The organism is Mesorhizobium sp. ESP7-2, assembly GCF_020164715.1.
Taxonomy (GTDB): Bacteria; Pseudomonadota; Alphaproteobacteria; order Rhizobiales; family Rhizobiaceae; genus Mesorhizobium.
In genome coordinates this window covers 99,989-120,785 of sequence record NZ_JAIUGQ010000008.1, presented here as the reverse complement: position 1 = coordinate 120,785, position 20,797 = coordinate 99,989, and the positions used below count along the sequence as shown (strand labels likewise).

At 62.8% G+C, this 20,797-nt stretch carries 17 protein-coding genes and 1 pseudogene; 5 read left to right on the top strand and 13 right to left on the bottom strand.

Features of this window, described 5'->3' with window-relative positions:
- The first annotated feature begins 101 nt into the window (after nt 1–101).
- Together LB543_RS10730 and LB543_RS10725 are read left to right on the top strand one after the other, a co-directional pair.
- Nucleotides 102–941, top strand: coding sequence for an SDR family NAD(P)-dependent oxidoreductase (locus tag LB543_RS10730; protein WP_224614075.1), 840 nt, complete (start codon nt 102–104; stop codon nt 939–941).
- On the top strand, nt 938–1,660 hold the full coding sequence (locus LB543_RS10725) for an SDR family oxidoreductase (RefSeq protein ID WP_224614074.1): 723 nt from the start codon (nt 938–940) through the stop codon (nt 1,658–1,660). Before LB543_RS10730 ends, LB543_RS10725 begins: the two co-directional genes overlap by 4 nt.
- Before the next feature lie 11 nt (nt 1,661–1,671).
- Here the strand turns inward: LB543_RS10725 and LB543_RS10720 are convergent, their stop codons facing one another.
- The 6 genes from LB543_RS10720 to LB543_RS10695 all read right to left on the bottom strand — a co-directional run bounded on the left by LB543_RS10720 (nt 1,672) and on the right by LB543_RS10695 (nt 6,953).
- Nucleotides 1,672–2,199 (bottom strand): DUF3592 domain-containing protein, encoded by a 528-nt coding sequence (locus LB543_RS10720; RefSeq protein WP_224614073.1) that lies wholly within the window; start codon nt 2,197–2,199, stop codon nt 1,672–1,674.
- Between the two features lie 109 nt (nt 2,200–2,308).
- Entirely contained in the window at nt 2,309–2,767 is a 459-nt protein-coding gene (locus LB543_RS10715; protein ID WP_224614072.1) for a carboxymuconolactone decarboxylase family protein, read from the bottom strand.
- 28 nt (nt 2,768–2,795) lie between these two features.
- A complete protein-coding gene (locus LB543_RS10710; RefSeq protein WP_140811959.1) occupies nt 2,796–3,314 on the bottom strand; it encodes an RrF2 family transcriptional regulator in 519 nt (172 codons plus the stop codon).
- A gap of 113 nt (nt 3,315–3,427) precedes the next feature.
- Entirely contained in the window at nt 3,428–4,741 is a 1,314-nt protein-coding gene (preA, locus tag LB543_RS10705) for an NAD-dependent dihydropyrimidine dehydrogenase subunit PreA (protein ID WP_224614071.1), read from the bottom strand.
- A 2-nt stretch (nt 4,742–4,743) separates the two neighbouring features.
- On the bottom strand, nt 4,744–6,108 hold the full coding sequence (locus LB543_RS10700) for an NAD(P)-dependent oxidoreductase (RefSeq protein WP_224614070.1): 1,365 nt from the start codon (nt 6,106–6,108) through the stop codon (nt 4,744–4,746).
- Nucleotides 6,109–6,224: 116 nt separating this feature from the next.
- Nucleotides 6,225–6,953 (bottom strand): gamma-glutamylcyclotransferase, encoded by a 729-nt coding sequence (locus LB543_RS10695; RefSeq protein WP_224614069.1) that lies wholly within the window; start codon nt 6,951–6,953, stop codon nt 6,225–6,227.
- 176 nt (nt 6,954–7,129) lie between these two features.
- Between LB543_RS10695 and LB543_RS10690 the strand changes: the two genes are divergently transcribed.
- A complete protein-coding gene (locus LB543_RS10690; RefSeq protein WP_140759031.1) occupies nt 7,130–7,906 on the top strand; it encodes a VOC family protein in 777 nt (258 codons plus the stop codon).
- 41 nt (nt 7,907–7,947) lie between these two features.
- Here the strand turns inward: LB543_RS10690 and LB543_RS10685 are convergent, their stop codons facing one another.
- Nucleotides 7,948–8,436: a hypothetical protein gene (locus tag LB543_RS10685; protein ID WP_224614068.1), complete on the bottom strand. Its 489-nt coding sequence runs from the start codon at nt 8,434–8,436 to the stop codon at nt 7,948–7,950.
- 201 nt (nt 8,437–8,637) lie between these two features.
- Between LB543_RS10685 and LB543_RS10680 the strand changes: the two genes are divergently transcribed.
- On the top strand, nt 8,638–9,030 hold the full coding sequence (locus LB543_RS10680) for a DoxX family protein (RefSeq protein ID WP_224592012.1): 393 nt from the start codon (nt 8,638–8,640) through the stop codon (nt 9,028–9,030).
- A gap of 22 nt (nt 9,031–9,052) precedes the next feature.
- Here the strand turns inward: LB543_RS10680 and LB543_RS10675 are convergent, their stop codons facing one another.
- Nucleotides 9,053–11,494, bottom strand: coding sequence for an FAD-dependent oxidoreductase (locus LB543_RS10675; RefSeq protein ID WP_224614067.1), 2,442 nt, complete (start codon nt 11,492–11,494; stop codon nt 9,053–9,055).
- A gap of 76 nt (nt 11,495–11,570) precedes the next feature.
- Nucleotides 11,571–13,109 carry a trimethylamine methyltransferase family protein gene (locus tag LB543_RS10670; RefSeq protein ID WP_224614066.1) on the bottom strand — a complete coding sequence of 513 codons (1,539 nt, stop codon included), beginning with the start codon at nt 13,107–13,109 and terminating at the stop codon, nt 11,571–11,573.
- 216 nt (nt 13,110–13,325) lie between these two features.
- On the opposite strand from LB543_RS10670, the gene LB543_RS10665 reads away from it, so the two are divergent.
- Nucleotides 13,326–13,916: a transglycosylase SLT domain-containing protein gene (locus LB543_RS10665; RefSeq protein ID WP_140759041.1), complete on the top strand. Its 591-nt coding sequence runs from the start codon at nt 13,326–13,328 to the stop codon at nt 13,914–13,916.
- Nucleotides 13,917–14,349: 433 nt separating this feature from the next.
- On the opposite strand, the pseudogene LB543_RS10660 reads toward LB543_RS10665, so the two are convergent.
- From LB543_RS10660 to LB543_RS10645, 4 genes and pseudogenes are all read right to left on the bottom strand, one after another.
- A pseudogene (locus LB543_RS10660) lies at nt 14,350–16,674 on the bottom strand (dipeptide ABC transporter ATP-binding protein); the annotation flags it as partial.
- Between the two features lie 48 nt (nt 16,675–16,722).
- Nucleotides 16,723–17,880 carry an ABC transporter permease gene (locus tag LB543_RS10655; protein ID WP_224614065.1) on the bottom strand — a complete coding sequence of 386 codons (1,158 nt, stop codon included), beginning with the start codon at nt 17,878–17,880 and terminating at the stop codon, nt 16,723–16,725.
- A gap of 11 nt (nt 17,881–17,891) precedes the next feature.
- On the bottom strand, nt 17,892–18,926 hold the full coding sequence (locus LB543_RS10650) for an ABC transporter permease (RefSeq protein WP_140811970.1): 1,035 nt from the start codon (nt 18,924–18,926) through the stop codon (nt 17,892–17,894).
- 150 nt (nt 18,927–19,076) lie between these two features.
- Nucleotides 19,077–20,735, bottom strand: coding sequence for an ABC transporter substrate-binding protein (locus LB543_RS10645; protein ID WP_140811971.1), 1,659 nt, complete (start codon nt 20,733–20,735; stop codon nt 19,077–19,079).
- Nucleotides 20,736–20,797: the final 62 nt, after the last annotated feature.

Here is a 20,797-nt window from a genome sequence, read left to right as displayed (position 1 = left end):
CGGCTATTATAGCAGTATTGATACCAGGATAAAGTTTGAACTGTTTGCCACGGGCAAAGCGCCCCATCTTGCGTTCAGAGCGACAACAGGAGGCTCTGAACATGGAATTGAAAGACAAGACCATCCTCATCACCGGCTCGACCGACGGCGTCGGCAGGGTCGTGGCGCAAAGGCTGGGTGCCGCCGGCGCACGCGTGCTGGTGCATGGCCGCGATGCCACACGCGGCAAGACTGTTGTCGCCGAGATCGAAGCCGCCGGCGGCAAGGCCGAGTTTTTCGCGGCCGATCTCGCTTCGCTGGCGGAGGTAAGACGCCTCGCCGAGGCCGTGCGCAGCAGCACAACCCGCCTCGACATCCTCATCAACAATGCCGGCGTCGGCACTGCTGGCGACAAGCGACAGACAAGCGCCGATGGCTACGAACTGCGCTTCGCCGTCAATTATCTCGCCGGCTTCCTGCTGGCCTCGGAACTGCTGCCGCTGCTCAGGGCAAGCGCCCCGGCGCGCATCGTCAACGTCGCGTCCGCCGGCCAGCAGGCGATCGATTTCGACGACGTCATGCTGACCCACGGCTATAGCGGCGTGCGCGCCTACTGCCAGAGCAAACTGGCGCAGATCCTGTTCACCGTCGATCTGGCCGAGCAGTTGAAAGGCAGCGGCGTCACCGTCAACGCGCTGCATCCGGCGAGCTACATGAACACCACCATGGTCCGACAGGCGGGCGTGACGCCATGGAGTTCGGTCGAAACCGGCGGCGACGCCATCTTGAACCTCGCCACCTCATCCGCGCTCGAAGGGCGCAGCGGCCTCTATTTCGACGGCCTGCGCGAATCCCGCGCCGACGCCCAGGCCTATGACGCCAGGGCAAGACGTCAATTGCGCAGCCTGAGCCTCGACCTCGTCGGGTTGGCTTCGCCAAAATCGAAGGAAGAACAATCATGACCAGCAGGACCGAACACACAGTCATCATCGGCGGCTCGTCCGGCATCGGCCTGGCGACAGCGCGCAAACTGCTCGGCCCGGGCATGAAGGTCACCATCACCGGACGCAACCAGGACAAGCTCGTCAGCGCCTGGAAAAGCCTTGGCGGCGCCGCCGACAAGGCCGCCTTCGACGCTTCGAAGCCGGATGAGGTGCGCCAGTTCTTCGGCCGGCTCGGTCCGTTCGACCACCTCGTTCTGGCGGCGAGCGGCGGCAAGGGTCTTGGCCCGTTCGAGACGCTCGACCTTGCAGACATCGGCGGCGGCGTCGACGAGAAGGTGCGGCCGCAACTGTCCTGCCTGCAGGCTGCCTTGCCGACGCTGAACAAATCGGGATCGGTCACCTTCATTTCGGCGGTGTCGGCTCAAGTCGCGATGCCGGGCGTCGCCGGCATCGGCGCCATCAACGGCATGCTGCTGACCGTCGCGCCGATCCTGGCGGTAGAACTGAAGCCGCTACGCGTCAATGTCGTGGCGCCCGGCGTCATCGACACGCCATGGTGGGATTTTCTGCCCGCTGAGCAGCGGCAGGCGGTCTTTGCCGAATATGCCGAAAAAACACCGGTCGGCCGCATCGGCCGCGCCGAGGACGTCGCCTCGGCGATAGCCTTCCTCGTCTCCAACAGCTTCATGACCGGCCAGGTGCTGACCTGCGACGGCGGCCTGCGGTTTGCCGCTTGAACCGCCAACAGTTAATTGGAAATGAGGCCGGGCAAGAAGGCAAGCACCATCAGCCCGGCAACGACCGCATACCAGACAACGAGGTGAACTGCCTTCGTCAACGAGCGGCCCACTTCGCGTGCCCGCTTTGGGTGAAGGGGATCGTACATTACCTCGACCAGCGCGCCGACATTCCTGGTCGTTGTGTTGACTGGCAGATGCGACTCGAAACGCCACGTCTTGCCCAGCCGATCGGTGAATTCGATGACCGGCGTATCCGGCCCATCGCTCGATTTGTCGATCCTGACCACCTTGCCGGTGGCAAAGGCGCCGCGTCGCCTGAGCACGATGTCACCATAGGTCTGTATGGCGACGAGCACCAGGAAGAAGACGCCACACAGGAAGCACCATATCTGAATATCGCTCGGATGCCCGCCAACGGCTTCCGCAACAGCTCGGAACGGAAACAGCGCCTGATGGAAGGCTTCCGAAACGCGTGCCCAGAATGCAGTCCCGCTCTGCTCAATGAACGCTCCGACGGGCGAACCTGTATTTGCCAATACAGGACAATCGCGACAGAGCGATTAACGCAGAGCCATCATATGCGCCGAATCCGCCGGAGATCAAAGCGAGGCGGGCCCTCAACAGACCCGCATGATTATGGAACGATCAGGCCGCCTTGGCGGCCGGCATCGGATGGATGGCATGGAACGGGATGCAAAGCCGGTTCCAGGTGTTGATCATGCCGACCGCGACGGACAGCTTGACCAGTTCCTCTTCCGACAAATGCTCCAGCGTGCGGATGTAAAGCTGGTCCGGCACACCATTTTTGGCGATCAGCGTCACTGCCTCGGTCCAGGCGAGGGCGGCGCGTTCCCGCTCGGAGAAGAGCGGCGATTCCTTCCAGGCGGCGATCAGATAGAGCCGCTGTTCGGTCTCACCGTCGCGCCTGGCCTCGCGGCTGTGCATCTCGACGCAGAAGGAACAGCCATTGATCTGCGAGGCCCTGAGCTTGATCAGGTGCAGCAGGCTCACCTCCAGTCCGCATTCGTCGACCGCCTTGTTGAGCGCCGACACCGCCTTCATGATTTCCGGCGCCTTGGCGAAAAACTGCATTCTCTGTTTCATCGTCTTTCCTTTCGCATCCTTGGGGAGGTTAGGCTTGGTTGGTTGAACTGGATTTCTGCGGCCGCTGATGGCGCTCCACGAAGGCGCAGCTCGCGGCAAACGATCTGGGGTCGCCTTCCGCTGCGTAATCCGCCACGATGTCAGACAACTTCACCTCGGCCAGCGCTGCCCGGTAGGCGCGCTCCGCCTTCAACATCGCGGCGTTGATGCCGCAAGGTTTGACATAGGCCGAGGCATCGATCTTGACCGGACCGTTGCGGCGGATCTCGCCGCAGCGAAACGCCGGCTCGCGCCCTTCGATGGCCAGCACGATGTCAAGCAGTGTTATGCGCTCGGCAGGCCGTGCCAGCCGGTAGCCACCGGCCGGACCCGGCACCGATTCCAGAACACCGGACGCCGTCAGCATGTTGAGATGCTTCAGCAAATAGCTCGCCGATAGGCCAAAGGATTCCGCCAGCGCAGCGCCCGGCATGGTGCTGTTGCCGTCGACGCTCGCCAGGGTGGCCGCGCAGTGGATGGCCGCCTCAACGCCCTCGCCCAGCTTCATGATGCCAATCTCCAATTCATGGATATCTTTTATCGTGGATAAACTTTATCTGCAATAGGGAACTGAAAAAACGGCGCCCGAAGGCGCCGCTTTTTTCGTCGAATATCTGCTCGCTACTCCGCCGCCACCTTGGCCATCGGGTTGTTCGGGTGTGTCGTCCAGTTGGCGTAGACCGGCGACACGGGTCTGCCGGTGCGCTCGTCCATCACGCCCGCCGCCAGCGGCTCCATGGTGATGCAATTGTCGACCGGGCAGACATTGACGCACAAATTGCAGCCGACGCATTCGGCCTCGATCACCTCGAAATGCCTGACGCCGTTGACCATGCTGGTGATCGCCTGGTGCGAAGTGTCCTCGCAGGCGATGTGGCAGCGGCCGCATTTGATGCAGGCGTCCTGGTCGATATGCGCTTTGGCGACATAGTTGAGGTTGAGGTACTGCCAGTCGGTGACATTGGGCGTGGCGCGGCCGATGACGTCGTCGAGCGAGCGGTGGCCCTTCTCGTCCATCCAGTTTTCGAGACCGGCGATCATCTCCTGCACGATCTTGAAGCCGTAGGTCATCGCCGCCGTGCAGACCTGCACATTGCCGGCGCCCAGCGCCATGAATTCGGCGGCGTCCCGCCATGTGGTGATACCGCCGATGCCGGAAATCGGCAGGCCGCGGGTTTCGGGGTCGCGGGCGATCTCGGCCACCATGTTCATGGCGATCGGCTTCACCGCCGGCCCGCAATAGCCGCCATGCGAACCCTTGCCGTCGATGGTCGGCATCGGTGCGAAACTGTCGAGGTCGACCCCGGTGATCGAGTTGATGGTGTTGATCAGCGATACCGCGTCGGTGCCACCGGCATGTGCGGCCCGCGCCGGCTTGCGGATATCGGTGATGTTGGGCGTCAGCTTGGTGATGACGGGCATGCGCGTGTACTGCTTGCACCAGCGCACCACCATTTCGATGTATTCAGGCACCTGGCCGACGGCCGCGCCCATGCCGCGCTCCGACATGCCGTGTGGGCAGCCGAAATTGAGCTCGATGCCGTCGGCGCCGGTCTCCTCGACCAGCGGCAGGATGGATTTCCAGCTTTCCTCGACGCAAGGCACCATGATTGATGCGATCAGCGCGCGGTCGGGCCAGTCCATCTTGACCTGCTTCATCTCGCGCAGATTGGTCTGCAAATCGCGGTCGGTGATCAGCTCGATGTTGTTGAGGCCGAGCAGGCGCCGGTCGGCACCCCAGATGGCGCCATAGCGCGGGCCGTTGACGTTGACCACCGGAGGGCCTTCCTCGCCCAGCGTCTTCCAGACGACACCGCCCCAGCCGGCCTTGAAGGCACGAACGACGTTGTAGGCCTTGTCGGTCGGCGGAGCCGAGGCCAGCCAGAACGGATTTGGCGATTTGATGCCGACGAAATTGTTTCTGATATCTGCCATGCTCATGCCCTCCCGTTCGATGCCAGTGCCCGGTTGATCGATTCCGCCGCATCGCGTCCTTGCGCAACGGCTGAGACCGTCAGGTCATCACCACCAAAAATACAATCGCCGCCGGCCCAGACCTTGGCCAGCGAGGTGCGCCCCTCCTCGTCAACCTTGATGCGGCCGGCTTCGAGGTCGATCGACGCCCCACTGCCGTTGAGTGCGACCGGCACAAAACTCTGGCCGATCGCCTTGAACACCTGGTCGGCAACCAGTGTCAGCGTCTCGCCGGTGCCGGCAAGCTTGTCACCGTCGAGGGCGGTGTATTCGAGTTCGATGCCCGACACCTTGCCACCTTCGGCAATCACCCGCTTCGGTTGCAGCCAATGACGGATGGTGACGCCGTTGGCGGCGGCCAGGTCCTGCTCGAATTCGGAGGCGTTCATATGCTCCTGGCCGCGCCGGTAGCAGATCGTCACCTCTTCGGCGCCAAGCAGCTTCGACTGGACGGCGGCATCGATCGCCGTCATGCCGCCACCGATGACGACGACGCGGCGGCCGACCGGCAGACCAGAGAGGTCGCTGGCCTGGCGCAGTTCGGCAATGAATTCGACCGCGTTGGTGACGCCGGCCGCATCCTCGCCATCGGCGCGCAGCGCGTTGACGCCGCCCAGCCCCATGCCGAGGAACACCGCATCGTAATTGCGGATCAGGTCGGAGAGTTGATAGTCGCGGCCGAGCGCCTTGCCGTTCTGGATGTCGATCCCACCGATCGCGGTGACATAGTCGACCTCGGCCTGGGCGAAGTTGTCGACGCTCTTATAGGCGGCGATGCCGTATTCGTTGAGGCCGCCGGCCTTCGGGCGCGCCTCCAGGATAGTCACGTCATGGCCATGGCGGGCGAGCCGGTGCGCCGCGGCAAGGCCGGCCGGGCCGGCGCCGACCACGGCGACCGCCTTCCCTGTTGGTTCGGCACGTGGATAAAACTGCTTGTTCTCGCTCATCGCGACGTCGGTGGCGTAGCGCTGCAGGCGGCCGATCTGCACCGGCTTGCCTTCCGCCACCTCGCGCACGCAGACCTCCTCGCACAGTGTCTCGGTCGGGCAGACGCGGGCGCACATGCCGCCCAGGATGTTCTGGTCGAAGATGGTCTTGGCCGACCCGATCGGGTTGCCGGTCGAGATCTGGCGGATGAACAGCGGAATGTCGATCGAGGTCGGGCATGCATTCATGCACGGCGCGTCGTAGCAGAAATAACAGCGGTCGGATTCGACCAGCGCCTCGTGATGATCGAGCGGCGGATGCAGGTCGGAAAAATTGTCCGCGTATTGGTCGGGCAGAAGTCGGCCGCCGACGATACCCTCTTTGAACTGGCCCTCTGGCATTTTCAGTTCCCCATGTTTTCGTTTTGGGGAAGGCTAGCACATTTTATTTTTTTATCAATTGGTCAATTTTTGACGCAAGGCACTGAAAAGGCTGAACTAAAAGATGACACAAGCATTCAAGTTAAGGTGCGTGAGGCAAGCATAGAGCCGCCGCCCATGCCAATGCCATGGATCGACCTGATCTCATCGGCGACCAATTGCTGCAACGTCCAAAGATTGCGGTCGCGGATGCCGAATTCCTCGAGGTGGCCGACCGTGTTGTAAAGGTATTCCGCCCCGGAGCCGACATGGCCGCAGGCGCGCGCCAGCACCCGTGCCACAGTCTCCAGCGGCTGCCCAAGCGAAGTGCCTCTACCCGTCACCCCGACCCAGAAACCCAGCGCCCGCAACGGCCCTTGCGCCGTACGCACCGGAACCCACCTGACCGAAGCGACGCTCTCATGATCGTCGATTTCGCGCCGCAATAGCCTTTCGATCTGAGCAGTCTTCTCCCCTTCCGGCAAACGATAGATCACGCCATCGCATCGCCCGCCGCGTTCGAGCGCCATCATCAGTCCAGGCTGCGCGACGCTGCCGCGCCAGCGAACCATGTCGATGCAGAAGGAGCGGTGCCAGCCATGGGCGGTGGCGCGCTGGCGTTCGACAGACTCGAAAGCCGGCTTCCAGATCAGCGAGCCATAGGCGAACACCCATAACGGCCCCTCATCGGCTTCATCGGACAGCCGCGCGGAGAGAGCCTGGAAATCCTCGTCGCTCAGTTGTGTCCAGCTGCCGCTGGGCCCGGGATCGGCCTCCTCGCGATGGCACAGTGCGACAAGCTCGGCTGTGAGTGACATCTGCCGCATGGATCGAGGCCCCCTTCTCGACGCCAAGCAAAGGCGAAAATCGCAAGGCATGCAAGATGCCTGGAGGCTGCGCCTTGCCGTTTCCGATTTCTAGCCCAGATGTCGGATTTCTGTCGTCGAGATCGTCCTAGGATGGATCGAACGACGATCGGTGCACAACGGTGAGGAGACCGACCATGCCAAAATCCCCGATGCCCTTCTTCTGGTATGAACTGATGACATCAGACCTCGACGCCGCCGAGGCTTTTTACACCGCCGTGGTCGGCTGGCGGGCCGAGCCCTTCGACAAGACCCCGGGCATGCCGCGCTATATCGTCATGAATGTCGGCGAGCGCGGCGTCGGCGGCCTGATGACGATACCCGAGGATGCGGCCAAGATGGGCATGCCGCCCGCCTGGCTGGGCTATATCCACGCCAGGGATGTCGACGCAGCAACGGCGTCGCTGGAAAAAGCAGGTGGCGCCGTTCACCGCCGGCCCGACGACATTCCAGGCGTCGGCCGCTTCGCCGTCGTGGCCGACCCGCAAGGCGCGACCTTCATGTTCCTGCAGCCGAACGGTCCGGACCAGCCCGTCGTGCCGGCCAGCACGCCGGGCCATATCGGCTGGCACGAACTCTACACGAGCGACTGGAAGGCCGCGTTCGATTTCTATTCCGGCCAGTTCGGCTGGGTCAATGCCGGCGAATTCGACATGGGCCCGATGGGCATCTACCAGACCTTTACCGCCGGCCCTGAATCCGGTGGCGGCATCATGAACAAGCCCGAGCAGATTCCGGTGCCGGTCTGGCAGTTCTATTTCAATGTCCCGGCCATCGACGCGGCCGCCAAACGCGTCACCGACAATGGCGGCAAGATCCTGATGGGGCCGATGGACGTCCCCGGTGGCAGCTGGATCGTGCAATGCCAGGATCCGCAAGGTGCGCATTTCGCTTTGATGGCGCCGGTGCGGTAGCGTCCGCGCCAACCGCTGATATCACGCTTGCTGGCGTCGGATCATTCCGGCGCCAGCACCGCGACCTTGAGGGTCTCTTTCTTGGCACCGCTGAACTGGACGGTGGCTTGGCCGGCCGCCAGCTTGAAGCGCACGCTCTTGCGGATGCCGGGGCACGTCTTGACGCCGCTATAGCCCACCGATTTCACCGCATGGCCGTCCTGGATGACATCGATCCAGGCCTCGCCCGACAGGCTGATCTGGATGGCTCCCTCCGGCGGCACCGCCACGCTGGCGACGGCGCCGAACGTGCCCGCTGCCGGCGCGTGTTCGGGCGGCACGGCAAAGCCGGCCTTCTCGGCCGGCACCAACGCCAGATCCGCGGCGGCACCAACTGCGAGCGTCGCTCCGGACGGCGTTGAGGGTGCAGCGGGAAACAGCGCCTGTTCGCGCGTCACCGGCCATTTGAAGGCCTCGCAGCCGGCATCCTCGGCCATGGCGAAGCTAGTGCCTGCAACGAGTGCGAATAGGCTGATGATTACTTTTTTCATGGCAAGGAAATCCACACGTTCAGAGTGCCTATGTCAATACAACCATAGCGACAAAAATACAACCCAGGCGAGAATAATATGGGGAAGGCATACCGGGGAACGTTTTCAATCACCGATTGTTGATGACATGCCAGGGGAAGTGAATGGTCCATCACTGGGCGATAATCTATCGCCGGGCCGGAGGGTAAAAATGGAGTTGAGATGAAACTTTTTGAAGGCCTTGCCAAGTACCAGCAGCAGGCGCTTGGGGTGTTGCGCATCATGACCGCGCTGCAGTTCATCGAACACGGCAGCCAGAAACTGTTCAACTTCCCGGTAAGCGCCCAACCCCACGCCCTTACCGGGCTGACCACGACCGCCGGCATCCTCGAATTCGCCGGTGGCATCTTGCTGGCGCTCGGCCTTTTCACCCGCCCGGTCGCGTTCCTCCTGGCCGGTGAAATGGCGATCGCCTATTTCTCGGCGCACATGCCGCGCGACTTCTTCCCCGTCAACAACAGCGGCGACGCGGCGATCTCGTTCTGCTTCATCTTCCTCTATCTGGTCTTTGCCGGCGCCGGCGCCTTCGCGCTCGACAACCGCCGCAACGCGTGATGCCCTATGCGGGGATGCGCTCTCACCCCCGCATTCGTTCGAAATTCGCATCGAACAGCGGCGTCGCCTGCATGCGCGCAGCATGCCGCTTGCCCAGCAACTCGATCTCGAAGCCGTCGCTCTCGTCGGCGATCTCCTTCGGCACATAGCCCACGGCGACGGACTTCTTCGAATGATGGGCATAACCGCCCGACGTCACCCAGCCACGCACCGCGCCGCCGAACCAGATCGGCTCGTCGCCGATGACATCGGCATCATCGGCATCGACGATGAAGGCGCGCAGCCGCAGCTTGCCACCCTGTTTGCGCTCGGCCAGCGCCGCCGCCTTGCCGATGAAATCCGCCTCCTTGCCATAAGCGACGAAGCGGTCGAGCCCGGCTTCCAGCGGCCCGTAGATCGGCCGGTATTCGCGCCCCCATGAGCCATAGTTCTTCTCCAGACGCAGCGCGTTGAGCGCGCGCGAGCCGAACAGGCCGATGCCGAACTCTTCGCCCGCCGCCATCAAGGCGTTGAACGCCGCACGCTGATATTCCGGCGCCACCCAGATCTCGTAGCCGAGATCACCGGTGTAGCTGACGCGGCCGACCAGGCAAGGCGCCATGCCGATATCCATCTTGCCGATAGCCATGAAGGGAAACGCCGCATTCGATATGTCGCAGCGCGTGGCTTTCGCCAGCACGTCCCTCGCCTTGGGACCGGCGATCGACAGGCCGGTGAGCCTTTGCCCCAGCGCTTCGATGTGGACCGAGCCATCATCGGGCAGATGCTGCTCGAACCAGCGCATGTGATATTGCTCGGCAATGCCGGAGCCGGCCAGGAACCAGCCCCCTTCTTCCCGATCTTGAGGGCCCAGATTGGCCAGCGTGAAATCGCCGATCAGTCTGCCGTCTTCCTTGAGCATCGGTGCCAGGGTCATGCGACCGGGCTTCGGCAGCTTGCAGGCGAGCATCCGGTCGAGCCAGGCCGCCGCCCCCTCGCCCGTCACCTTGTATTTGGCGAAGCTCGATATCTCCGACAGGCCGACGCCTGAGCGCACCGCCGCGACTTCGGCGGCGACATGGGTGAAGTCGCTCGAGCGCCGCCATGAGAACTCGTCCTTGACGCCTTCCGGCGCGTACCAGAGCGGCACCTCCAGCCCGTAGGCGACGCCCCATTGCGCGCCCCTGGCCGACAACAGGTCATAGACGGGCGTCGTCTTCAGCGGCCGCCCGGCCGGCAGTTCCTCGTTGGGAAAGCGGATCGAAAAGCGCCGGGAATAGTTTTCGCGCACCTTGGCATTGGTGTAGGCCATGGTCGCCCAGTCGCCGTAGCGCGTCACGTCCATCGCCCAGATGTCGGCGCCCGGATCGCCCTCGATCATCCAGTTGGACAGCGCCAGACCAACGCCGCCGCCCTGGCTGAAGCCGGCCATGACGCCACAGGCGACCCAGAAGCCCGGCAGGCCGCGCACCGGCCCGACCAGCGGGTTGCCGTCCGGCGCGAAAGTGAAGGGTCCGTTGATGATCTGCTTGATACCGGTGTTCTGGAAAGCCGGGAAATGCCGGAAGCCGACCTCGAGCGACGGCGCGATGCGATCGATGTCCGGCGCCAGCAATTCATGACCGAAATTCCAGGGCGTCTGGTATTCTGACCACGGCTTGTTGGCCTTCTCATAGGTGCCCATCAGCATGCCGCCGCGCTCCTGGCGCAGATAGAGCTCGCCGTCGAAATCGACCGCATGGATGACCTCGGTCCCGGTTTTCTGGTTCCAGGCAGCGACCTCCGGCATGTCCTCGGTGATCAGGTACATGTGCTCCATGGCGAGCACCGGCAGTTCGAGCCCGACCATGCGGCCGACCTCGCGCGCCCACAGGCCGCCGGCATTGACGACATGCTCGGCCACCACCTCGCCCTTGTTGGTGATGACGCGCCACATCCCGTCGGGACGGCGCACGATGTCCTCCACCTTGGTGAACCGTTCGATCTCGGCGCCCAGCTTTCGCGCCGCCTTGGCATAGGCATGCGTGACGCCCGAGGGATCGAGGTGGCCGTCCTCCTTGTTGCGGACGGCGCCGACGAACTGGCTGGGGTCGAGCAGCGGCATCAGTTCGGCCGCCTCTTTGGGCGAGATTTCCTCCAGCTCGATGCCGAGATAACGGCCCTTGGCGACCACCCCGCACAACCAGTCAAGTCGCGCCTCGGTTGCAGCCAAAAGCACGCCACCGGTCAGGTGGACGCCGGTCGCCTGGCCCGACAGCTCCTCGATCTCCTTGTAAAGGTTGATGGTGTATTTCTGCAGCTTGGCGACGTTGGGGTCGCCATTGATCGTGTGCATGCCGCCGGCCGCGTGCCAGGTCGAGCCGGAGGTCAACTCGTCGCGCTCCAGCAGCACGATGTCGGTCCAGCCATGGCGGGCGAGGTGGAACAGCACGGAACATCCGACGACACCGCCGCCAATGACCACGACCTTTGCATGCGATTTCATGAATTTTTCTCTGATATCAACGAGTTGGATGGGTGATGTGAATCGGGATGGGAAGTGCCTCGCGCCGACGCTAAAGTCACGGCTCGCCCTGCCCGATCGCCTCGCGCCGCTTGGCCATGTAAGCCTCGAGCTCTTCGCGCACGGCACTATCCATTGCAGGCTCCACATAGTCTTCCAGCGCCTTTTTCCACAGCCGCGTCGCGCGCGCGGTTGCGTCGAGACCGCCGGCCTCCTGCCAGGCTTCGAAATTCTGCCAGTTGGAGAGCATCGGCTGGTAGAAGGCGGTCGCATAGCGCTCCAGCGTGTGCGGCTCGCCGAAGAAATGGCCGCCGGTCGGCACCGCGCCCAATGCCTCGACGGCAAGCTCGGCCTCGTCGACCACGATCGGGCGCAAAAACTCCATCATGTGCTGGATCATCTCGACGTCGATGATGAATTTCTCAAACGACGCCGTCAGCCCGCCCTCCTGCCAGCCGGCGGCGTGGTAGACGAGATTGCCGTGGCCGAGCACCGCCCCCCACAGCGCCATCAGCGTCTCATAGGCGCCTTGTGCGTCGGCGGCGTTGGAGGCCGAGCCCGGTGTCGTCCGGTATGGTAGGCCATAGCGCCGCGCCAACTGTCCCGAGGCGATGTTGGCCTTGGTGTTTTCGGGCGTGCCGAAGGCCGGCGCGCCCGACTTCATGTCGACATTGGACGTGAAGGCGCCATACATGACCGGCGCGCCCGGACGCACGAGTTGCGTCAGCACAACGCCGAACAGCGCCTCGGCATTCTGCTGCGCCAGGGCGCCGGCCAGCGTCACCGGGCTCATCGCCCCCATCAGCGTGAACGGTGTCACCGCCACCGACTGGCCATACTCGGCCATGGTCATCAGCCCCTCGGCCATCATCTCGTCGAAGCGCCGCGGCGAGTTGACCGAAATGATGGTGGCGACGCCGGGATCATCGCGCATCTGATCCAGTGTCAGCCCGCGTGAAATCGCCATCATCTCGATGCCGTCCAGAGCCCTGCCCCGACCGATCGCCGAGACATGGAAACTCTTGTCGGTCAGCGTCAGATTGGTGAAGTAGGTGTCGAGGTGGCGTGAGTTGGCCGGCAGCTCGACCGGCGCGCAGACCTGGTTGCCAAGCATGTGGACGCAGTTGAAATGCTGCGCCAGGCGGGTGAGATCGGCATAGTCGCGCAGATTGCCGGCGCGGCGGCCGCGCTCCATGTCGTGCACATTGGGAGGCCCGGCCACAAGCGTGAAATTGATGGTGTTGCCACCGAGATGGATTGACTTGGCCGGGTTGCGTGGGGTCAGCATATAGTCTGACCGCGTGGTCTTCAGCGCCTCATCGATCATGCCGCGATCGACGCGGACATTCGCCGTTGCATGGTCGACCCTGGCTCCAGCCTTCTCGAACAGCGCCAGCGCACGAGGACTCATCACCTCGATGCCGAAATTCTCCAATATATGCATCGACGCCTGATGGATCGCCTCGATCTGGTCTGATGACAACAACGCCATCGGCGGATAGGGATTCGTCACCCGCCTGGGCGGCAGCTGCGCGATAGGCGCTGGGCCTCTGTTGCTGGTGCGCTCGGCGCCGCGCTTGCGTCTTGGTTCGGTCATGCCGGCATCAAAGCTTCGGCAGCGCGGCCGGTCTGTCAGAAATACGCCGTTTGCCGGCGTGATCTTAGCCAAGGCGGCATATCTGAAATGTCTGTTTAGAAAAGGCGACAATCGGCGTCGGAATACCGATACGGCATTTTCCCATCTGCTGGTGCCGGCGAAGCCTTAACGGCGGTAGCAAGATTCCCTTTATGATTTCGGCCTATTGCTCCTCACATGCGTAGGTCGAGTTTTAGTAAAATTGTAGCAGTTTGCGCGCTGTTGGCGCTTTCGGCTTGCGCCACCGCGCCCAGCCACATCAACAATGTCTGCGCCGTCTTCGACCAGAATGACGGCTGGTTTGACAATTGGCAGTCGGCGGCCGAGCGCGCATCCCAGAAATACGGCGTGCCGGTGCCAGTGCTGATGGCCACCGTGCGCAAGGAGTCCGGCTTTAAGAGCAACGCCCGGCCGCCGCGTACAAAGCTGCTCGGCTTCATCCCCTGGAAACACGTCTCGTCGGCCACCGGCTTCTCGCAGGCGCTGGACGGCACCTGGTCGCAATATCAGAGCGAGACCGGCAATTGGGCGGCACGGCGAACGAAATTCGCCGACGCCGTCGACTTCGTAGGCTGGTATCATTCCAAGACATCAGACAGCTACGGCGTCGCGCGCAACGACACCTACAACCTCTATCTCGCCTACTATCTCGGCTGGACCGCCTATGGCCGAGGCAATCGTGGCGATGCCGGGGTACAGGGCTATGCACGGGCCACCGACAAGATGGCCCGCGATTATGCACAGCAACTGAGCCAGTGCGGCAACTAAAGTGTTGCCGCAACGGTCGTGGCTTTCAGCGCGGCTTCTTGCCGAACACCTTGATGTATTCAGCCTCGCCGCCCTTGGCTAGCGCCTTTGCCTGCTTGACCCAGTCCTCGCGCTCGATACGGCCGTGGAATCTCAGATGATCGTCAACCCACTCGCGCTCTGCCTTCTTCCATGCGGCGACCTGGGCGTAGGTGAAGATGCCGAGACCATTGAGGATGCCCTCCGTCTTCGGGCCGACGCCGGAGATCAGCTTGAGGTCATCGGATTTGGCAGGCTTGGCGATGCCGGACGGGCGGTTCTTGTCGACATTTGCGCCGGCCAGACGGGTCTGCCTCGCCGCCGGCTCAGCAATTGGTGCCACGCGTGCGTTCTCCGCCTGGCGGCCGTCTCCAAGCGTCCTTGGCGTGAACGGCGCGGAGGTGGCGTTGGCGGGCTTCGGAGAGGCATCGCCGGTCTCGGAGACGTCGTCCCGAACTTCGTGCCGGCGGGCCCGTGAAACGGCTTCGGCCTCCTCGGCGGCCTCCCCCACGGCGTCGGCTTCCGCACTGGCCGTCTTGCCATGCGGCCGGTCGGGCGGAGTTCCGGCAAAGCCCGGACCGTCGCCATGGGGCGCATCATCCGGCACGCCCTCATTGGCGGCGTGTTCCTTGTCGAATTTGATCACCGGCTCCATGGTCTTGAGCACTTCGTCGGAAAGCCAGCACAGGCTCATATGGCCGTCGCCGAGGTTCTTGACCGGCGGCACCTTGGTCTCGCAAAGATTGTCCGGCACCAGCTTCTTGTAGCCGCAGCGTGTCTGGAACGGGCAGCCGGACGGCGGGTTCATCGCCGAGGGGATGTCGCCCTCCAGCACGACATGTTTCTTGATCACGCTGGTGTCGGCAATCGGGATCGCCGACAGCAGCGCCTCGGTATAGGGGTGGTAGGGCGGTGCGAAGATCTGGTCTGTCGTGCCCTGCTCGACGATATAGCCGAGATACATGACGACGACGCGGTCGGCGATGTAGCGCACGACGGAGAGATCGTGGCTGATGAACAGCATCGTCGTCTTGTTCTTGCGCTGGATGTCCATCAGCAATTCGGTCACCGCCGCCTGCACCGAGACGTCGAGCGCCGAAACCGGCTCGTCGGCCACCACCACCTTGGCGTCACCGGCAAAGGCGCGGGCCACACCGATGCGCTGCTTCTGGCCACCGGAGAGCTGTCGCGGCTTCCGGGTCTCGAAGGCGCGCGGCAGCTTCACCAGGTCGAGCAGTTCCAGCATGCGTTTGCGCCGGTCGGCGACCGTCTTGCCGACATTGAATTTTTCCAGCGTGCGGATGATCTGCGATCCGACCGAATGGCTGGGGTTGAGCGTGTCGAATGGATTCTGGAACACCATCTGGATCGACGACACGGTGTCGACGCTGCGGCTCTCGATGCCGGTCGACTGGATTTCCTTGTTGCCCAGCGTCACGCTGCCGGAACTGGCCGTCTCCAGCCCGAGCAGCACCTTGGCCAGGGTCGACTTGCCGCAGCCGGATTCGCCGACGATGGCGACCGTCTCGGATTCGCGCGCCATGAACGAGATCGTCTCGTTGGCCTTGACGACACGGCCCTCGCTCGAGCCGAACACCTCGCTGCCGCCGACCTTGTAGTATTTCCGGAGGTCCTCGATCTTGAGCACCGGCGCACCGGGCACGACACGTTCATTGACCTTCTTGGCGCCGGGCGGCAGCGCTTCCCAGTCGATCTCGTTGAAGCGCACGCAGCGCGAGAAATGGCCTTCGTGTCCCGCGACCTCGATCATCGGGATCTCGGCGGCGTTGCAGACGCCCTCGACGAAATGGTGACAGCGCGGGCCGAAATTGCAGCCCTTCGGCCGCTCGTGCGGCAGTGGCAATTGGCCGGGGATAGAGATCAGTGGCCGCGAGTTCTTGTCCGCGCCCGGCAGCGGGATCGAACGGAACAGCCCTTGCGTATAGGGGTGGCGCATCCGGTCGAAGACGTCCTTGATCTTGCCGGTCTCTACCGCCTCGCCCGAATACATCACCGTGATGCGGTCGCAGGTTTCCAGGATGAGGCCGAGATTGTGCGAGACGAAGATCATCGAGGTGCCGAACTTCTCGCCGAGACCCTTGACCAGATCGACGATGCCCGCCTCCACGGTCACATCGAGCGCGGTGGTCGGCTCGTCGAGCAGAAGCAGCGCCGGCTTCGACAGCAGCGCCATGGCGATGACGATGCGCTGCTGCTGGCCGCCGGAAAGCTGGTGCGGATAGGAGCGCATCATGCGCTCGGGGTCGGGAAGCTTGACCGAACGCACCATTTCGAGCGCTCTGGAATAGGCCTCTTCCTTCGACACCTTGTCGTGGATCAGCGGCACTTCCATCAGCTGCTGGCCGATCTTCATCGCCGGATTGAGGCTGGCCATCGGCTCCTGGTAAATCATGGCGATCTTGTTGCCACGGATGGCGCGCAGCTCCTCGTCGGAGAGCTCGCCCATGTCCTTGCCCTGGAACTTGATCTTGCCGCCGACGATTTTTCCGATGTTGGACAGGTCGCGCATGATACCGAGCGACACGGTCGACTTGCCGCAGCCGGATTCACCGACGATGCCCATCGCCTCGCCCGGCATGACCGTGCAGGAAAAATCCATCACGGCCGGTATTTCGCCCTTGCGGGTGAAGAAGGAGATCGACAGGTTCTCGATCTCGATGATCGGCCCATTGGTCGGCCCATTGGTCGGCTTGGCGGGATTTCGAACTGCCTCGTTCATGGGTCGCTCCAATCCAAATTATACCAGATGCGGGTCAAGACCCGTCAATCAGTCTTTCATCGATTGCTCGCGCAGCGAATCGGCCAACAGGTTGAGCCCCAGCACGAACGACATCAGCGCGATCGTCGGCGGCAGCGCCGGGTGGATGAAGGAGCGCAGCAATCGGCTGGCGTCCTTGATCGCGGTGCCCCAGTCCGGGCTCTCGGGCGCAAGGCCGAGGCCGAAATAGCCCAGCGTGCCGAGCAGGATCGTGGTGTAGCCGATGCGCAGGCAGGCATCGACGATCAGCGGACCGCGTGCATTGGGCAGGATCTCCCACAGCATGATGTACCAGGGTGATTCACCGCGCGTTTGCGCCGCCGCCACATAGTCGCGAGTCTTGATGTCCATGGTCAGCCCGCGCACGATGCGGAACACGCCGGGGCTGGAGGCGAACACCACAGCCACGAAGATGTTGAGCTGATTGGGATCGATGTGGACGATGTGCAGCGGATCCCTGTCGAAGACGAGGCCGAGGTAGATCCAGCCGCCTATGATCAGCGTCAGACCAAGCAGGATGTAGATCCGGTCGGGCCGGTTCTTGTAGCGGGTCCAGAACAGCACGCTGAAAAAGATGATCGGAAACAGGAAGAAGACACCCGCCAGCGCATAGGGGATTGGCGTGTCCATGATGCCCGGCGTCACCAGCAGGTAGAACAGCAGGATCACCGGGAAAGCCAGCACCAGGTTGGCCAGGAACGACAGGACGGAATCGATCTTGCCGCCGTAATAGCCGGCCGGCAGGCCAAGCGTGATGCCGACCATCAGCGCGAAACCGGTCGCGGCGGGCGCGATGATCAGCACGATCTGGCTGCCATAGACCATGCGCGAGAACACGTCACGTGCCAGCTTGTCGCCGCCGAAGAGATAGACGAGTCCCGATTGCGGTTCGATGGCGCCGGGCAGCGTGTCCTTCATGATCGGGATCTGGCCGAGCGGATCGAAAGGCGAGATGGTCGAGGCGAAGATCGCCGTGAACAGCCAGAACAGGCAGATGAAGACGCCCGCCATGCCGACGCCGCTGTCGAACAGCTGGCCATAGAGCGCCAGCTTCTTCTTGTAGAGAAAGCTCGCGCCCATGACGATGGCGAGCGCGACCCAGACCGGCCAGAAGCGCCAAAACACTTCGAGGATGATGGTGGAGGCGCCGATATATTGAGCTTGCATGCGCCTTCTCCCTACTGAACGCGGATGCGCGGATTGAGGAACGCGTAGCCGACGTCGGAAATGAGCTGGGTGATCAAGACGATGAACACCGAGACCAGCGAACAGCCGAGCAGAAGATCGATGTCGTTGTTGCCGGCGGCCTCGACCAGCGTATAGCCGAAGCCCTGGTAGCGGAACATCACCTCGACGATGACGACGCCGGTGAGCAGCCAGGGGAACTGCAGCATGATCACGGTGAACGGGGCGATCAACGCGTTGCGCAGCGCGTGCTTGACCACCACGCTTTTGAAGGAAAGCCCCTTCAGGCGTGCCGTGCGGATATATTGCTGCGTCATCACCTCGACCATCGAGGCGCGCGTCATGCGCGCGATATAGCCGATGCCGTAGATCGCCAGGGTGATCACCGGCAAGGTGAAATTGTAGAAGGTGATGCCCTGGCTTGCCGAGGCGGCGGAGCCGTTCAGCCAGCCGAGCCAGGAGGCGAAGACGACGGTGAAGATGACGCCCGACACATATTCAGGCGTCGCCGTCGAGGCGATCGAGGCGACCGACAGCACGCGGTCGGTGCGCGAGCCCTCGCGCATACCGGCAAGAATGCCGATCAGCAGCGAAACCGGCACCATCACCGCCAGCACCCAGAACATCAGGATGCCGGTGGCGCCGAGCGCCGGGAACAACTTGGCCCCAACCGTGGTCTTGAACTTGGTCGAACAGCCAAAATCACCCTCGATGACGCCGGTGAATGTCGGCACCGTCGGGTCGTTGCAGAAGGAGAAACGCTGCGTCGTCTTCCCGGTCGCCGGATCCGTGATCGGCTGCTTGGGCAAGACGCCGAGCCACTGGCCGTAGCGGACGAAGAAGTTCTGGCGGTAGCCGTGATTGACCAGCCAGCTTTCGAGCTGCTCGGCCGATGTGTGCATTTCGGTCTGGCTGATCGCCAGCTTCTTAAGATTGGGTTCGAGATTGACGAGGAAGAAAACGACCAGCGTCAGGCACAGCATCGTGAGCAGAATAGTGCCGATGCGTCTGATGATGAATGAGAACATTGTGCCCCCCTGCCGGCCGGGTTGGGGTCAGATATGGTCAACCCTGTTTCGAAAACCTTGTGACGTCACGCCGCCGCTGCATCCAGTGCAACGGCAACGATCCTGCGAATACGAGGGGCCATTGGCCCCTCGTATCCGTCAAGCTGTGGGTCACGCCTGATCGAGCCAGACCTTGCCGAAGTCGTGCTCGTAGGTGGGGTGCATCGAGTGGTTCTTCACCTCGGGCTTGATGTTGATGTAGAGCTTGCGCCAGTAAGGCTGGATGATGATGCCGGACTCCTGCAGCATCGTCTCGATGTCCTTCATCACCACCTTGCGCTTCTCCGCATCGGCGATGCCGAGTGCCTCGTTGACCTTCTTGTCGAAGTCCGGATTGGCATAGGCCGTCTCGTTCCAGGCTTCGCCGGAGCGGTAGGCGATGGCGATGACCTGGATGCCAAGCGGACGCATGTTCCAGTTGGTCTCCGAGAACGGGTACTTCGTCCAGTCGTTCCAGAAGGTCGAGCTCGGCAGCACGGTGCGCTTCACCTTGATACCGGCCTCGCGCAGCTGGGCCGCGATCGCGTCGGTGGTGTTCTTGTGGTAGTCCTCGTCATTGCTGATCAGCTCGTGCTCGAAATCGATCACGCCGGCTTCCGTCAGCATCTGCTTGGCCTTGGCCATGTCGCGCTTGATCTTCGGCAGTTCGACATATTCCGGATGGATCGGCGCGACATGGTGGTTTTCGGCCGGCGTGCCGGCATTGCCGTAGCCGAGCTGCAGCACGACCGAATTGTCGACGGCAAGGCACATCGCCTGGCGCACCTTCTGGTCGCCATAGGGCTTGGCATTGACGTTGAAGCGAGAGACCACGGTTGCTGCGGTCACGACTTCCGATGCCGGCGCGCCGACGCCTTCGATGATCTTGACGTAATCGGCAGTGGTTTCGTGGTTGGTCTGCACTTCGCCCGATTCGAAGGCCGAAACCGTCGCGGCCGGATCGGTGCCATAGTCGATGAACTCGACGCCATCGAGGAAGGCCTCGCCCTGCCACCACTTGCCGGTCGTGCGGCGCTTGTAGACCACCTTCTGGCCGACATCATAGGAGACGAGCTCGAACGGGCCGGTGCCGATCGGGCAGTTCTTGAAGTTGGCGCCCTTCTCGTCGAAGCTCTTGTGGACGACGAGGCCGGGATAGTCGCACAGATTCGGGATGATGGCGATGTCGGGCTTCGACAGCTTCAGCTTGACGGTCATGTCGTCGACCTTGACCACGGACCCTTCGCGCAACTTCTTGGTCTTCTCGTCGACGAGGCTGCCAAGGCGTCCCGGCATCGAGTTGCCTTCCGCTGATTTGTCGGCCCAGCGCGAGAAATTGTAGACCACGTCGTCGGCGGTGAACTTGTCGCCATTGTTCCATTCGACGCCAGGCCGCACATGCAGCGTGTATTCGGTGGCGTCGTCGTTGATGTCCCAGCTTGCCAGCAGATATGGCGCGAAGGTGTACTCCTTGGTGTATTTCACCAGCGGCTCGAGCGCCTGGCGCTCGGCGTTGGAAATCTCGGACCAGTCGGCTGTACGCGGATCCTTGGGATCCTTGATCGACATCGCCACCTTCAGCACGCCGCCCTTCTTGCCCTTGACGTCCTCGGCCTTGGCCGGGGTCGGAGCGGCTAGGCCGAGCAGGCCGTAGGCCATGGCCGTCGACGCGCCGAAGACGCTGGCGAGCGCGAGGAATTCGCGGCGATCGACCTTGCCCGACTTGGCCTCTTCGGCCATCGCCAGGATGTGATCCGGAACGCTGTCGCCGTTGCTCTTATAGATTGTCATGACTAACTCCCATTGTTGGCTTTCCGCCGATTAACATTCCGCATCCGGGCCATGATGTCAAA

Bases quoted from the DNA above. Each gene is read 5' to 3' on its own strand.
- LB543_RS10730 (WP_224614075.1), top strand. From the start codon at position 102: ATGGAATTGAAAGACAAGACCATCCTCATCACCGGCTCGACCGACGGC.
- LB543_RS10725 (WP_224614074.1), top strand. From the start codon at position 938: ATGACCAGCAGGACCGAACACACAGTCATCATCGGCGGCTCGTCCGGC.
- LB543_RS10715 (WP_224614072.1), bottom strand. From the start codon at position 2,767: ATGAAACAGAGAATGCAGTTTTTCGCCAAGGCGCCGGAAATCATGAAG.
- LB543_RS10710 (WP_140811959.1), bottom strand. From the start codon at position 3,314: ATGAAGCTGGGCGAGGGCGTTGAGGCGGCCATCCACTGCGCGGCCACC.
- preA (WP_224614071.1), bottom strand. From the start codon at position 4,741: ATGGCAGATATCAGAAACAATTTCGTCGGCATCAAATCGCCAAATCCG.
- LB543_RS10700 (WP_224614070.1), bottom strand. From the start codon at position 6,108: ATGCCAGAGGGCCAGTTCAAAGAGGGTATCGTCGGCGGCCGACTTCTG.
- LB543_RS10695 (WP_224614069.1), bottom strand. From the start codon at position 6,953: ATGCGGCAGATGTCACTCACAGCCGAGCTTGTCGCACTGTGCCATCGC.
- LB543_RS10690 (WP_140759031.1), top strand. From the start codon at position 7,130: ATGCCAAAATCCCCGATGCCCTTCTTCTGGTATGAACTGATGACATCA.
- LB543_RS10685 (WP_224614068.1), bottom strand. From the start codon at position 8,436: ATGAAAAAAGTAATCATCAGCCTATTCGCACTCGTTGCAGGCACTAGC.
- LB543_RS10680 (WP_224592012.1), top strand. From the start codon at position 8,638: ATGAAACTTTTTGAAGGCCTTGCCAAGTACCAGCAGCAGGCGCTTGGG.
- LB543_RS10675 (WP_224614067.1), bottom strand. From the start codon at position 11,494: ATGAAATCGCATGCAAAGGTCGTGGTCATTGGCGGCGGTGTCGTCGGA.
- LB543_RS10670 (WP_224614066.1), bottom strand. From the start codon at position 13,109: ATGACCGAACCAAGACGCAAGCGCGGCGCCGAGCGCACCAGCAACAGA.
- LB543_RS10665 (WP_140759041.1), top strand. From the start codon at position 13,326: ATGCGTAGGTCGAGTTTTAGTAAAATTGTAGCAGTTTGCGCGCTGTTG.
- LB543_RS10655 (WP_224614065.1), bottom strand. From the start codon at position 17,880: ATGCAAGCTCAATATATCGGCGCCTCCACCATCATCCTCGAAGTGTTT.
- LB543_RS10650 (WP_140811970.1), bottom strand. From the start codon at position 18,926: ATGTTCTCATTCATCATCAGACGCATCGGCACTATTCTGCTCACGATG.
- LB543_RS10645 (WP_140811971.1), bottom strand. From the start codon at position 20,735: ATGACAATCTATAAGAGCAACGGCGACAGCGTTCCGGATCACATCCTG.